We start from the raw sequence: 14,140 nt of genomic DNA, 5'->3' as shown, positions 1-14,140 counted from the left end.
GGCCAAGGCTTTTGCCCGGCCTGATCGGCTCGGCTATAACCGATTGTCCGACAATTAAGAAGACACCGGAGAGAAACGTGACCGATCCCGCCGCCCCGACGACCCTTCCCGTCGCCTATGCCGTCCGCGACGGCATCGCCGTCCTGACCATCGAGAACCCACCCGTCAACGCGCTGAGCCAGGGCGTGCGGGCCGGCATCATAGCCGGGCTGGAACAGGCCGATGCAGACCCGGCCGTGCAGGCCGCGGTGATCATCGGCGGCGGCCGCACCTTCATCGCCGGCGCCGACATCAAGGAATTCGGCAAGCCGCCGCTGCAACCCTACCTGCCCGACGTGCTGAAGCGCATCGAGGCGATGAAGAAGCCCGTCGTCGCCGCCCTGCATGGCACGGCCCTGGGCGGCGGTTTCGAGGTGGCGCTGGCCTGCCACTGGCGCGTGGCGCTGGAGAGCGGCCAGGTCGGCCTGCCGGAAGTGAAACTGGGCCTGATCCCCGGTTCGGGCGGTACCCAGCGCCTGCCGCGCCTGGTGGGGCCGAAGGTGGCGCTCGACGTGATCCTGTCGGGCAACCCGATGCCGGCCAGGAAGGCCACCGAACTGGGCGCGGTGGACGAGATCGTGACCGGCGAGCTGCTGGACGGCGCCATCGCTTTCGCCAGGAAGGTGGTGGCGGAAAAACGCCCGCTGCGCCTGGTGCGCGACATGAACGACAAGGTCAGCAATGTCGATCCGGCGGTGTTCGAGGAGATCCGCAAGGCCAATGCGCGCAAGGCGAAAGGTTTCCTGGCGCCGTGGCGCTGCATCGATGCCGTGGAAATCGCCACGAAGCTGCCCATCGACGAAGGCCTGCTGAAGGAGCGCGAATTCTTCTTCGAATGCATGGGCAGCCCACAGCGCGCCGCCCAGATCCATGCCTTTTTCGCCGAGCGCGAGGCGGCCAAGATTCCCGGCCTGCCCGAGGAGGTAAAACCGAAGACGATCAGGTCGGCGGCGGTGATCGGCGCCGGCACCATGGGCGGCGGCATCGCCATGAATTTCGCCAATGCCGGCATTCCGGTGAAGATTCTGGAAGTTTCGCAGGAAGCCCTGAGCCGCGGTCTGGGCGTGATCGAGAAGAATTATGCCACGTCCGTTGCCCGCGGCAGCATGAAGCAGGAGGCGATGGACCGGGCAATGAAGCTGATCTCGGGCACCCAGCGTTTCGAAGATATCGGCGATGCCGACATCGTGATCGAGGCCGTGTTCGAGGAAATGGGTATCAAGAAAGAGGTATTCGCCAAGCTCGACAAGATCATGAAACCGGGCGCGGTGCTGGCCACCAACACCTCGACGCTGGATATCGATGAGATCGCCGCAAGCACGAAGCGGCCGCAGGACGTGATCGGCACGCATTTCTTCAGCCCGGCCAACGTGATGAAGCTGCTGGAGAATGTACGCGGCGCGAAATCCTCAGCCGAGACCATCGCGACCGTGATGGCCCTGGGCAAGACGCTGAAGAAGGTACCCGTGCTGGCCGGCAACTGCGACGGCTTCATCGGCAACCGCATGCTGCACGGCTATCTGCGCGAGGCGAATTTCCTGCTGGAGGAAGGCTGCCTGCCGGAGCAGGTCGACCGCGTGCTGGAGGAGTTCGGCCTGGCCATGGGCCCGTTCCGCATGGGCGATCTGGCCGGTCTGGACGTGGGCTGGCGCATCCGCAAGGGCAAGGCGCATCTGCGGCCGAAGGACGAGCGCTATTCCCGCGTTGCCGACCGGCTCTGCGAGTTGGGCCGCTTCGGGCAGAAGACCGGCGCCGGATTCTACAGGTACGAGGGCCGCGACGCCCGCCCCGACCCGGTGGTGACGGAGATCATCTTCGAGGAGTCAAAGGCGCAAGGCATTGAACGACGGGAGATTTCCGACGAGGAGATCGTGCAGCGCTGCATGTATCCGCTGGTCAACGAGGGCGCCCGGATCCTGGAGGAGGGCATCGCCATCCGCGCCAGCGATATCGACATCACCTACCTTTTCGGCTATGGCTTCCCCGTCTATCGCGGCGGGCCGATGTTCTGGGCCGAACAGATCGGCCTCGACAAGGTGCTCGCCACGATCCGCGGCTTCCACAAGATCCACGGCAAGTTCTGGGAACCTGCACCTTTGCTGGTGCAGCGGGGCGAGGCCGGCAAGGGTTGGAAGGACCGCTGAGAAGGCCCATATAGGACGCCGGGCCAGTATTCAGAGGTAGCTCAAGCATAGTCCGATGTCCGAACCTGCCGTTGCCATTTCTCCGGGCGCCGACCCCATCGGCGCCCGGCGCACTTTCGCCATCATCGCCCATCCCGACGCCGGCAAGACCACGCTGACCGAAAAACTGCTGCTGTTCGGCGGCGCCATCCATCTGGCCGGCGCGGTGAAGGCGCGCGGCGAGAACCGGCGCGCCCGCTCGGACTTCATGAAGATCGAGCAGCAGCGCGGCATCTCGGTCTCTACCTCGGTGATGAATTTCGAATACCGCGGCTGGACCTTCAACCTGCTCGACACGCCGGGCCACGAGGATTTCAGCGAGGACACCTACCGCACGCTGACCGCCGTGGATTCCGCCGTGATGGTGCTGGACGCCGCCAAGGGCATCGAGACGCAGACGCGCAAGCTGTTCGAGGTCTGCCGCCTGCGCGACGTACCGATCACCACCTTCGTCAACAAGATCGACCGCGAAAGCCAGGACCCCTTCGCCCTGCTGGACGAGGTGGCCTCGACGCTGGCGCTGGAATGCGTGCCGGCGAACTGGCCGATCGGCATGGGTTATGATTTCAAGGGCTGCTACGACCTGTTCAACAAGCGGCTGCTGCTGACCGGCAAGGAAAACAAGAATCTGGAGCCGGAGGTGATCATCCTGGAGAAGGGCCTGGACGATCCGCGCGCCCGCGAACTGCTGAGCGAGACGCAGATCGCCAAGCTGGAGGAGGATATCGGCCTGATCGAGGCCGCCTGCCCGGCCTTCGACCTGGAAGCCTATCGCCAGGGCCACATGACGCCGGTGTATTTTGGCTCAGCCCTGAAGAATTTCGGCGTCGACGAACTGCTGAAGGGCCTGGGTGAATTCGCGCCGCCGCCGCGCCCGCAGCCATCCAACAAGCGCGTGATCGAGCCGACCGAGAAGGCCGTGACCGGCTTTGTGTTCAAGGTCCAGGCCAATATGGACAAGAACCACCGCGACCGCGTCGCCTTCCTGCGGCTATGCTCGGGCCATTTCAAGCGCGGCATGAAGCTGAAGCAGATCAGCACCGGCAAGCCGATCACGGTGAGCAATCCCACCCTGTTCTTCGCCCAGGACCGTTCGCTGGCCGACGAGGCCTGGCCGGGCGACATCATCGGCATCCCCAATCACGGCGTGCTGCGGGTAGGCGATACGCTGACCGAGGGCGAGGACCTGCGCTTCACCGGCATTCCCAACTTCGCGCCGGAAATCCTGCGCCGCGTGCGCCTGTCAGACCCGATGAAGGCCAAGCATCTGCAGCGCGCGCTGGAGGATCTGGCCGAGGAAGGCGTGACCCAGGTGTTCCGCCCGCGCATCGGCGCCGACTGGATCGTGGGCCTGGTCGGTCCGCTGCAGCTCGACGTGCTGGCTGCCCGCCTGGCCGAGGAATACAGCCTGGAGGTCGGGTTCGAGAATGCGCCGTTCGAGACGGCGCGCTGGATCTCGGCAGGAAACCCGAAAGACCTGGAGGATTTCCTCGCGCAGAATCGCGGCACCATCGCCGACGACCGCGAGGGGGCGCCGGTTTTCATGGCGCGCAACGCCTGGGAACTTTCCTATATCGAGAAGAAATGGGATAAAATCCGGTTCCATGCCACGCGGGAACGCCATTAAGCCGCTCACCGGTGTCTCTCCATCCCGCCGCGCCCTGCTCGGCGCGCTGGCTGGCCTGTGCCTGATTGCCACGCCGATGGCCCGGGCGCAGGAAAGAGAAAAGAAGAAAAAATCCGATACCCCGATCGACAAGCCGCCGGTGAACACATCGGTTCTGGTGGTGGAGGCCGTGACCGCGCCGGTGGCCGGACCGCCCGGATCGCAGGTCATTCTGACCCTGAACATCGACTGCGGCACGGTGGAGAATGCCCGTGCCATCGACCCCCTGATGCCGCGCGTATACAACGCCGTGATCATGGAGCTGAACCGCGAGCCGCTGGGGAAGAATGGCCGCGTGCATGACAACGACCTGGAAGGCCTGAAGAACCGACTGGTCTTTCAGATCAACCGGGCCCTGCAGGGCCCGCAGGTGGTGGGCGTTTACATCCGCTCGCTGCAGGAAGTGCCGCTGCTCAAGCCGCCCAGCCGCTAATTTGCGCCTGCGTCGCGAGATGGCAGGGCAATCTGCATCATCCGGCCGGCATAAATCCGCATCAGCGCCTTCACGATTGCCGGACAGACATTGAGGATGGCATTGAAGTGGCTGGCCGAGATGTGCTCGCACACCGTGGCCTCGGAGGCAATGGCGCTGGCCCGACGCGGCTCTCCGGTCAGCAGCGCCAGTTCGCCAAAGACTTCGCCCGGCTCGACGCAGCGCAGTCGTTTCTGACTGCCATCGGGCATTTCCCGCACCAGTTCCACCCGGCCGCTCTGCACGAGGTAGACGTTGTAGCCGGGCTGGCCCGCACGGAAGATCGTTTCGCCCGTGGCATAGACCTTGCGGTCGAGGATGCGGCTACCCTGTTCCGATTGTATCGCCGTCGCCATGAGATCGCCGGTACCGATCCTGATGCCCTGTGCCGGCGGGGCGATGCCGTCGGCATGGCGGATATTGCGGATGAAGGTCTGCAGCAGGTAGCGCGCCAAGGGCGGTGCCGCCTGCAGGGCGCGATCAAGCGCCGCGGCATTGATGCGGCGGCAGACGGTCGGCTCTATCGCCACCACGCTGGCCGCGCGCGGCGCCGGATCGATCAGGGCCATTTCGCCGACCACGCCGCCCTCGCCCATCTCGGCCAGACACAGCTTGGCATCGCCATCCATGCGGAAGACCTCGACCCGGCCAGACAGGATCAGATAGCAGAAATCGCCATGCGCGCCCTGCTCCAGCAGCGTAGCGCCGCGGCCAAACCGGATGTCCTGATCCTGGCCCTCGCTCATGCCCTCAGTCCTTGTCCTCGTCATGGCTGAACAGGATCGCCTTGGCGCGGATATCGTCGATGCTGCCCATCAGGTCGTCGATCTTGGCTTCCAGCAGATCGGCCGCCTGGCGAGCCAGGCTGAGTTCCTCTTCCACCGCCTGCAGCATGGCCTGCCGCGCGGCGCCGATGATCGCGCCGTTGGGCTGGGCCGGAAAGCTGACGCATTTGGCGACAAACCGGCGCACGGCCGATGCGCTGGGCAGACGGCCGAGCACCAGCCTGGCCGGCACCGCCATCACCAGCCAGGCGCCGCCCTCATCGGGCAGGGCTGCAAAATCGCCCTTGCGGAAACCGGCGCGCGGCGCGCTGCCTTCCGCGTGCCCGGGCAGTTCGACCATGGCGACCTCCCAGCCGAAAGCCAGGAATTCCTGCTCTGCGGCCTGGACATGCTCCTGGATGCGCCCCACAGCCGCTGCATCCTGCTGCTCCATCACGCCTCTCCCCTCATTCCTGCCTGCAATGCCGTCGCATTGGCCCGCAGATTGGCTGGCGACAGCGTCCCGACCACGATGGACGACACACCCGCGATCGCCGCGGCTGCGCGCAAGGCCTGCGCCGGATCGGCGGCGTGGCCGCTGGCCAGGGCCTTCTTGATCAGCACGCCCTTGCCTGCCGCCGCCGCCTCGGCAATCACCGGCATGTCGGCAGTATAACCGGGATTGTAGGTCAGCATCATCACATCGACGCAATCGAGCATGCGGCGACTGCCGGCCGGCGTCTTGCCGGAAAAGCCGCTGGCGCGGATCAGCCCGCGCCGTTTCAGCCCGTCCAGCGCCTCGGCCGCCGGCAGGAAGCGGTCGCCGGCCTCGTCGAGGCCATCGGAATGCAACAGAACAACATCGAGATAATCGGTACGCAGCCGTCGCAGGCTGGCTTCAACCGAGGCGATTATTGCAGAGGCCGAAAAATCGAACCGCGATTGGCCATCCTCGAACCATTCGCCGGCCTTGCTGGCAACCACCCATCCATCCCTTGGCCCGGGCAGCAGCCGGCCCAGGCGCTCCTCGCTGCAGCCATAAGCGGGCGCGGTGTCGATCAGCGTGACGCCGAGCGCACGCGCTTCCTGCAGCAGCCGGATCACGCTGGCATCATCGGGCAGGTCGAAGCCCTGGGGGTATTTCACGCCTTCGTTCCGGCCGATTTTCACCGTGCCCAGTCCCAGCAGGCTGACCATGATGCCCGTCGCCCCCAGCGGCCTCATTTCCATGCCGCAACCTCCCAGGGCGCGGGCGCCACGAATGCCGTCGGCCAATGCGAGAGATCGATGCTCCGGCCCGATGGCGGCGGCAATTCAGCCAGCACCAGATCGGCCAGTTGCGGCGCCAGCGCCAGCTTGGTCGGCCAGGCCAGCCAGCAATGCGGCGCAGCCCGGCGCAACACCGGGCCATCGGGCTTTGCGCCATCGGCCGTCGCGCCCTCGGCCCGGTCGACAAACAGCGTGGCATAACGGCAGGCCGAAAAATCCAGCGCCGGCAGCAAGGTTGCGAATTCAGCCTTCGCCGCCGCGATCAGCGCCTCGTCGCTCTGCGACGCGCCGGTCTCGGCCAGTTGGCCGCCGACATACCAGATCAGGCCGCCATCCGGCTGTCGATGCGTGGTGATCGTGACGCGCGGCTTGTCGCTGGCATCGAAACAATGCGCCCAGAGCGGACCGGGCGCGGTGTCGAGCATCAGCATCCGCAGCGGCCGGCGCTGGGCCGCCGAGGCCGGCTGGCCGAACTGCGCCAGCAGGCCCTCGTTGCCGGCGCCGGCGGTGGAAATCAGCGCACCGGCAAGCAGCCGGCGGGGCTGCGCGAAGGCGTCATGACAATCGACAAGAACGCCGCCATCGAACGGCACGACATGCACGTCGCCCCGTATGCGCTTGATCTGCATCTGTCGCGGCCTTGCCAGCGCCTGCAGCAAGGCGGGCACGTCCAGCACGCATTCATCCAGCGCATAGACGGCGGCGACATGCTCGGGGTCGCGCAGGACCGCTGGCCATGCATCAGCCGGCAATGCATCGACGCGGCCGCGCACCAGCCGGCTGCCGAAGAAACCGGCGATGCGGCTGGCCAGGGTCTTGCGCGCCCAGAACAGGTGCCGCTCGGCGGCCAGCGGCACGCCACGCAGATCCACCTCGCCCGTGCCGGCCAGACAGGCGCGCCAGCGCGCCGGCATGTCGGCCAGCGCGTCGCTGGCGGAACCCAGCTTGAGGTCGAGGGCATATTTCAGGCCGCCATGGATGATGCCCTGCGAGGCCAGCGTCTGGCCGGCGCCGAGGGCATCGTTTTCCAGCAGCACGGCGCTGTAGCCCGCAGCCTGCAGACGCGCCAGCAGCCAGAGGCCGGCAATACCGCCGCCGAGGATCGCGACGTCGACATCCCGCGTCGCCATGCCTTTGCTCAGGACCGCAGTTTCTGGATGGTTGCCGTGGTGCTGTGGCCGGCAACCAGCCGCGATACGCGCACCTCGCCGCCATAGGCCCGCACGATATCGGCCCCGACCACCTGGTCGGTGCTGTAATCGCCGCCCTTGATCAGCAGGTCGGGCTTGAGCAGTTCCAGCAGCGGGATCGGCGTGTCTTCCGGGAACACGATCACCAGGTCGACCATGCCGAGCGCGGCCAACAGCCGAGCGCGATGCTTTTCGTCCTGCACCGGGCGCGTCTCGCCTTTCAGTTTCTTCACGGAAGCATCGGCATTGATCGCCACGATCAGGCGGTCGCAGCCTGCACGCGCCTCCGAAAGCAGGGCCAGGTGGCCGGCATGCAGCAGGTCGAAACAGCCATTCGTGAAGCCGATGCGTTCGCCGCGCAGGCGCCAGGCATCGACGCGCTCCCTGGCCTGCTGACGCGACACCACCTTGGCATCGATGCCATGCGGATCGGGCATGTGCAGGGCCAGGCGCAACTCGTCGGGATGCACCACGGCCGTGCCCACCTTGCCGACCACGATGCCGGCCGCGATATTGGCCAGGCGCGCCGCCAGCGGCAGCGGGCGCTGCATCGCCAATGCCGCGGCGATCACGGCCACCACGGTATCGCCGGCACCGGAAACATCGAATACCTCGCGCGCCTCGGCCGCCAGATGCAGAGGCGCATCGTTGCCCTGCACCAGGGTCATGCCGGCGGCGCCGCGCGTGACCAGTACATTGGCGATGCCGGCGGTTTCCACCAGCCTGCGCCCGGCCTTGACCGCGCTGGCATCGTCGGCACAGCTTTCGCCGCTGGCCAGCGCGGCCTCGGCGCGGTTCGGCGTCACCAGATAGGCGCCGCGATAGCGGGCATAATCGCTGCCCTTGGGATCGACCAGCACCGGCTTGCCGGACGACTTCGCGGCGATGATCAGCGCGGTGATGACGCGGTCGGGCAGTGCGCCCTTGGCATAATCGGAGAGCACCAGCACGGCGCAATCCGCCAGCGCCTCTTTCGCCGCATCGACCAGCGTGTCGATCGCTTCCGGCGTGCTGGCGGCGCGGTTCTCATGGTCGACGCGCAGCAGTTGCTGGCGGCTGCCGATGAAACGGATCTTTTCGATGGTGCGGCGGGCTTCGTCCACCACCAGGCGCGCATCGATGCCGCGTTCCAGCGTCAGCACGTCGTTGAGTTCGTCGGCGGCGCCGTCGTCGCCCACCAGGCCGATCAGCACCACCTCGGCGCCGAGCGCGGCAATATTGCGCGCCACGTTGCCGGCGCCGCCGGGCATGACGGTCTCGCGCTCGGCCTGCATCACCGGGATCGGCGCCTCGGGCGAGATGCGCTCGACCCCGCCATAGACGAAGCGGTCGAGCATCACGTCGCCGACGACGAGGACGCGGGCGCCGGTAAAATCGGCCGGATCAGCGGGAAAATCGGACATGGCCTTCGATACACCGCCGGCGGGCCGAATTCCAGCCCTCCCCGGCCGCGGGGCCTGGTCCGGCGCCCCGTCAGGTCTGCAGCAGGCGGCGCTCGGCCCCTTCCAGCACAAGAGCGGTCAGCCGGCCGGTCGTGTAGGCCCCGGTATCCACCCCGATGCGGTTCGGCCGCCATTCCACCTCATGCACGATGGTATGGCCATGCACCACCACGACGCCGTGATCGGCCTCCGAGTCGAGGAAGGCATCGCGGATCCAGATCATCTGCTCGCGGCTCTGGCGGTCGAGCGGCAGGCCGGGCTTGATGCCGGCATGGACGAACAGGTAATCGCCGAACCGCGCCTGAACGGCCAGCTTTTCCAGGAAATGCCAATGATGGCGCGGCAGCGCGCCGCGCAGGCTGCGCTGGGTGAGCAGCAATTCGTCATAGGCGGCCGGGATGCGGACCTTGTAGCTGGCGAGCGTGGCGTCGCCGCCATTGGCCAGCCACAGCGAAGCACCGTAGGGGGCGTCGAGGAATTCCAGCATCATGGCCTCGTGGTTGCCAAGCAGCGTGACCGTCTCGACGCCGGCCAGCCTGTGGCGGACCAGCCGCTCGATCACACCGTGGGAGTCCGGGCCACGGTCGATATAGTCGCCAAGATAGACCACGACGCATCGCTCGGGCGCAGCCTGCCGCAGATCGCCCTCGATCAGGCCATGCAATCTGTCGAGCAGGTCGGCGCGGCCATGGATATCGCCGATGGCGTAGACACGGAGCCCCGGCGGCAGCCTGGCCTCCTGCAGCAGCATGGCCTATTGCGGCGAACGCTTGGCGAGGATGCGCTGCAGTGTGCGGCGGTGCATCTTCAGCCGTCGCGCTGTCTCGGAGACATTGCGGTCGCAAAGCTCGAAGACGCGCTGGATATGCTCCCAGCGCACGCGCTCGGCCGACATCGGTTCGTCGGGCGGTGCCGGATGCGCGGCATTACCCACGCGCAGCGCGCGGTCGACATCATCGGCATCGGCGGGCTTGGGCAGATAATCGACAGCGCCCGCCTTCACGGCGGCCACGGCGGTGGCGATGTTGCCATAGCCGGTGAGCATCACCACGCGGGCATCCTGACGGACGCTGCGGATCGCGCTGACCACATCGAGACCGTTGCCGTCGCCCAGTTTCAGATCGACCACGGCATAGGCCGGCGGCTTGGCCCGGGCCAACTGGATCCCGGCGGCGACCGACTCGGCGGTCTGCACCTGATAGCCGCGCTTTTCCATCGCGCGTGCCAGTCGCATCCGCAACGGCTCGTCATCATCGACGATAAGGAGGGTCATATCGGTCATCGCGGCCAGAATGTACCCGAGCCTGCCCCCCATGCAACCCCCGGCGCATCCCGTCCCGCCCGCTATCCCGGGCGGCGCACCAGGGTTTCGCGCGACCAGATCACCGCCACCTGGGTGCCGCCGCCGGGCCGGTTGGCGAATGTCACGCCGGCGCCGCTGCGCCGCAGCAGGTTCATCGCGATGAATACCCCGAGCCCCATGCCGCCGCTGTCGGGCCGGCTGGTCACATAAGGCTCGCCCAAAGCCGACAGGATATCGACGTTCAGGCCGGGCCCGTCGTCGAGGATCAGCAGGCGGATCTGCTTGTCGTCCCAGCTCACCTCCACCGTCACCCGGGTGCGCGCGAATTCCATGGCGTTCTGCAGAAGGTTGCTGAGGCCGTGGATGATCTCGGGCCGGCGCGGCAGGTTCGGGGCCGTGCCCTCGCCGTTCAGCGTCACCGCGAAATCGATATTGGCCCGGCGCCAGGGCTGCGCCGCCACTTCGATCAGATTGGCGATGCCCAGATCGGAGAAGGCTTCGGCATCGGCATTGGCCGAGGGCCGGCGCGACAACCGCGCCAGGATCTCGCGGCAGCGTTCCACCTGGCTCTGCAGCAGTGCCAGATCCTCGGTGATCGGATTGTCGACCGGCGTGTCGCGGCCCAGCTCCTTCACCACCACGGCGATGGTGCCGAGCGGCGAGCCCAGTTCATGCGCGGCCGCTGCCGCCAGGCTGCCCAGCGCCGAGACCTGCTGTTCCTGGGCCAGCGCGAGCTGGGTGGCGGCGAGCGCATCCGACATGCGGCGGGCCTCCTCGGCCACCTGCCAGGCATAGGCGGCGATGAACAGCGTGCCGAGGACCAGCGCGGTGAGATTGCCCCAGCGATACAGCGGCGGCATCGCCACGGCCTCTGGGTCGCTCCAGGGCAGCGGCAGGTGATACAGCGTCAACAACACCGCCAGCACGAAGGCGACAAGCCCAAGCAGGACGGTGGAACGCAGGGTGAGAATGGTGGCCGATACCGTGACCGGTACCAGGATCAGCAGCGCGAAGGGATTGTCGATGCCGCCGGTCAGGAACAGCAGCAGGCCGAGTTGCAGCAGGTCGAAGGCCAGATAACCGGCCGCGCCGCTCTCGCTCAGGCGCTTGGCGGTCGGATAGACCACGAACAGCACGATATTGAGCAGCGCGGAAACGCCGACGATCCCCAACGCCGGCAGCAGGGGCAGGCGGAAATTCAGCCCGAAATGCACGAACAGGATGGCAAGCAACTGGCCGACAATGGCGATCCAGCGCAGCAGCACCAGGGTCTGCAGGCGAACGCGTCCACCCATCTCCATGCCCGCATCCTCGATGGCCTGCGGCGCACCGAGCCGGGCGCGCAGCGCTTCCATCAGGGTCGCGCGCATTACCGCATGTCCTCGTGCCAGGTGCGGCCATCGCGTTCGATCAGGCCGATGGCGGCCGACGGCCCCCAACTGCCCGCGGTATAGGCTTTCGGCGCCTCGCCGCCGGCCTGCCAGCCCGCCAGGATCGGCTCGATCCATCGCCAGGCCGCCTCCACCTCGTCGCTGCGCATGAACAGCATCGGGTTGCCGCGCACGACATCCATCAGCAGGCGCTCGTAGGCATCAGGCTGGCGGCCGTGGAATGTGTCGGCAAAACTTAAATTCAGCGGCGCCTGGCGCAGCCGCATGCCGCCGGGCCCCGGCACCTTGGTCATCATGTGCAGGGCGATGCCCTCGTCGGGCTGCAGGCGGATCACCAGACGGTTGGCCACCACGTCGCGGCTGGCGCCATCGAAGATCAGGTGCGGCACCGGGCGGAACTGCACCACGATCTCGGAACGCCGCGCCGGCAGGCGCTTGCCAGTGCGCAGATAAAACGGCACGCCGGCCCAGCGCCAGTTATCCACCTCGGCCTTCACCACCACGAAGGTTTCGGTAGCGCTACCGGCCTGTCCCGCTTCTTCCGCATAAGCCGGCACGGCCACGCCATCCACCGCGCCGGAGCCATACTGGCCGCGCACCGTCTTTTCCGCGACGAAACGCTCGCCGATCGGCCGCAGGGCCTGCAGCACCTTCAGCTTCTCGTCGCGCACCGCATCCGCGGCGAAGGCGTTCGGCGGCTCCATCGCCACCAGACACAGCAGTTGCAGCAAATGGTTCTGCACCATGTCGCGCAGGGCGCCGGCATGGTCGTAATAGCCGGCGCGGCCTTCCACACCGATCTTCTCGGCCACCGTCACCTGTACATGGTCGATCACGCCGCGATGCCAGACCGGCTCGAACAGCGCGTTGGCAAAGCGCAAGGCCATCAGGTTCTGCACCGTTTCCTTGCCCAGATAATGGTCAATGCGGAAGACTCGCTCTTCCGGGAAAACAGCGGCGACCGCGTCGTTGATCGCATGAGCCGAGGCGAGGTCATGGCCGATCGGCTTCTCCAGCACCACGCGGGCCTGCGGCCGGTTCAGGCCAAACTTCGCCAGATGGCCGCAGATGCTGCCGAAGAAGCGCGGCGCCATGGCGAGGTAATAGACGACGACTCGTTCGGATGAGCCGTCGATTGCCTTTGCCAGCCGCGCATAATCCTCCGGCGCATCGGCATCGAGGGCGATATAGCGGAACCGGTCGACAAAGCGTTCGACCGCCTGGTCATGGTAATCGACGCTATCGAGATGGCGATTCAGCGCGGCGCGCGCCAGATTACGGAATTCCTCGTCGTCCATGGTCGCGCGCGCCACAGCGAACAGCCGCACATCGGCATTCAACTGGCCGGCCACATCACGGTGATAGAGCGCCGGCACCAGCTTGCGCAGCGACAAATCGCCAGTAGCGCCGAAAACGACAAGATCGAAGGAGAAACTACCGCTCGGATGAGTCATCCCGATAGCCTGACATGATGATGGCAGGGCATCAATCCTCCAGGAAATGCGGCTCGGGCTTTTCGTGCAGGGCCTCGTAATGCACCAAAGACGGCTGCGCCCCAAGCGGCACCGGCCGGCCATCGCGGAAGGCCCATTCGCCGCGGTCGCAGTTCCGCGCCGTGACATAGCCATTGATATATAGCCGGCGATCCTGTGCCGACGCATTCGCGCCCGAACCATGCACCAGATAGGGCGACCACAACGCCACATCGCCCGGTTCCAGCAGCAGGTCGACGGCATCGGCCGGATCGAGGCCGGCGGCCTGCAGGGCAGCGTCCTGCAGGCCCTGATGCAGGATCGGTCCGTCGCCCCCCAACCCCAGTTCGCCGCGCCGGTGACTGCCGGGGATGACCTTCATCGCACCGCTGGCTTTGGTATGCGCATCGATGGCGATGCCGGTCTGCACATAAGACCGGGCGAGGTCACGGAAGGCGCTGGCCGGCCGGCGGAAACGGCTGTCCTGGTGATAGGCGAATTCCACCTTGGTGGCGCCGGGCGGCTTCCAGTGCATCTGGTTGATGATCTGCTTCAGGTCGGCCCCGATCAGGGGCGCCAGCAGGGCGGCGAACCGCCGGTCCAGCCGCACGGCATCGAGCAGCGGGTCGCGCCAGGACGGCCACTGCACCATGCGCAGGATCTTGCCGAGCTGCGGATCCTCACCCAGCCGGAACAGCAGGTTGCCATGGCGGAAGCTGCGGCCCAGGCGCACCCCCTCGTCATAGAGGGTGTCGAAACGGGCGGCGATGGCCGCCACCTCCTGCGGCCCGAACAGCCCCCGCACCACGGCATAACCGTCGCGGGCATAGGCCGCGCACAGGGTGGCCTGGTCGGGCAGCCGCTGCTGCCAGGGATAACCCGGGTCGGGGAAAGCATTCATCTGGGGATAACTCCGATTCGGCCCCTATTGTCGAAGCGTTATTTTAGC

At 66.7% G+C, this 14,140-nt stretch carries 13 protein-coding genes; 3 read left to right on the top strand and 10 right to left on the bottom strand.

Features of this window, described 5'->3' with window-relative positions:
- Positions 1-77 precede the first annotated feature (77 nt).
- From ACK4FK_RS18090 to ACK4FK_RS18080, 3 genes are read left to right on the top strand one after another with little or no spacing between them, the layout of a single operon-like run.
- Entirely contained in the window at positions 78-2,183 is a 2,106-nt protein-coding gene (locus ACK4FK_RS18090) for a 3-hydroxyacyl-CoA dehydrogenase NAD-binding domain-containing protein (protein ID WP_409746850.1), read from the top strand.
- A 55-nt stretch (positions 2,184-2,238) separates the two neighbouring features.
- Positions 2,239-3,849 (top strand): peptide chain release factor 3, encoded by a 1,611-nt coding sequence (locus tag ACK4FK_RS18085; RefSeq protein ID WP_409746847.1) that lies wholly within the window; start codon positions 2,239-2,241, stop codon positions 3,847-3,849.
- Positions 3,827-4,321, top strand: a complete 495-nt coding sequence (locus ACK4FK_RS18080) for a hypothetical protein (RefSeq protein ID WP_409746844.1) — start codon at positions 3,827-3,829, stop codon at positions 4,319-4,321. Before ACK4FK_RS18085 ends, ACK4FK_RS18080 begins: the two co-directional genes overlap by 23 nt.
- Here the strand turns inward: ACK4FK_RS18080 and ACK4FK_RS18075 are convergent.
- The 10 genes from ACK4FK_RS18075 to ACK4FK_RS18030 form a co-directional block, all read right to left on the bottom strand.
- Complete coding sequence (locus tag ACK4FK_RS18075; RefSeq protein ID WP_409746841.1) at positions 4,318-5,106, bottom strand: cyclic nucleotide-binding domain-containing protein; 789 nt, start codon at positions 5,104-5,106, stop codon at positions 4,318-4,320. The two genes, ACK4FK_RS18080 and ACK4FK_RS18075, sit on opposite strands and share 4 nt — an antisense overlap.
- A 4-nt stretch (positions 5,107-5,110) precedes the next feature.
- Complete coding sequence (locus ACK4FK_RS18070; protein WP_409746838.1) at positions 5,111-5,578, bottom strand: hypothetical protein; 468 nt, start codon at positions 5,576-5,578, stop codon at positions 5,111-5,113.
- Complete coding sequence (locus tag ACK4FK_RS18065) at positions 5,578-6,354, bottom strand: aldo/keto reductase (protein WP_409746835.1); 777 nt, start codon at positions 6,352-6,354, stop codon at positions 5,578-5,580. The genes ACK4FK_RS18070 and ACK4FK_RS18065 overlap by 1 nt, the downstream gene beginning before the upstream one ends.
- Positions 6,345-7,523, bottom strand: coding sequence for an FAD-dependent oxidoreductase (locus ACK4FK_RS18060; RefSeq protein WP_409746832.1), 1,179 nt, complete (start codon positions 7,521-7,523; stop codon positions 6,345-6,347). The genes ACK4FK_RS18065 and ACK4FK_RS18060 overlap by 10 nt, the downstream gene beginning before the upstream one ends.
- A gap of 8 nt (positions 7,524-7,531) precedes the next feature.
- Complete coding sequence (hldE, locus tag ACK4FK_RS18055; RefSeq protein ID WP_409746829.1) at positions 7,532-8,986, bottom strand: bifunctional D-glycero-beta-D-manno-heptose-7-phosphate kinase/D-glycero-beta-D-manno-heptose 1-phosphate adenylyltransferase HldE; 1,455 nt, start codon at positions 8,984-8,986, stop codon at positions 7,532-7,534.
- 70 nt (positions 8,987-9,056) lie between these two features.
- Positions 9,057-9,776: a metallophosphoesterase family protein gene (locus ACK4FK_RS18050; RefSeq protein WP_409746826.1), complete on the bottom strand. Its 720-nt coding sequence runs from the start codon at positions 9,774-9,776 to the stop codon at positions 9,057-9,059.
- 3 nt (positions 9,777-9,779) lie between these two features.
- Positions 9,780-10,307, bottom strand: coding sequence for an ActR/PrrA/RegA family redox response regulator transcription factor (locus ACK4FK_RS18045; RefSeq protein WP_409746823.1), 528 nt, complete (start codon positions 10,305-10,307; stop codon positions 9,780-9,782).
- Positions 10,308-10,369: 62 nt separating this feature from the next.
- The gene (locus ACK4FK_RS18040) at positions 10,370-11,698 is read right to left on the bottom strand and encodes an ActS/PrrB/RegB family redox-sensitive histidine kinase (protein WP_409746820.1); all 1,329 of its coding nucleotides are present in this window, start codon (positions 11,696-11,698) and stop codon (positions 10,370-10,372) included.
- Positions 11,698-13,173 (bottom strand): glucose-6-phosphate dehydrogenase, encoded by a 1,476-nt coding sequence (zwf, locus tag ACK4FK_RS18035; RefSeq protein ID WP_409746817.1) that lies wholly within the window; start codon positions 13,171-13,173, stop codon positions 11,698-11,700. The genes ACK4FK_RS18040 and zwf overlap by 1 nt, the downstream gene beginning before the upstream one ends.
- 31 nt (positions 13,174-13,204) lie before the next feature.
- Complete coding sequence (locus ACK4FK_RS18030; RefSeq protein WP_409746815.1) at positions 13,205-14,092, bottom strand: phytanoyl-CoA dioxygenase family protein; 888 nt, start codon at positions 14,090-14,092, stop codon at positions 13,205-13,207.
- Between the last annotated feature and the right edge of the window lie 48 nt (positions 14,093-14,140).

Origin of the sequence: Ferrovibrio sp. (assembly GCF_046297895.1) — a bacterium.
Classification (GTDB): Bacteria; Pseudomonadota; Alphaproteobacteria; order Ferrovibrionales; family Ferrovibrionaceae; genus Ferrovibrio.
Note: the sequence above shows the minus strand (reverse complement) of the source record. Positions and strands in the feature narration are given on the sequence as shown.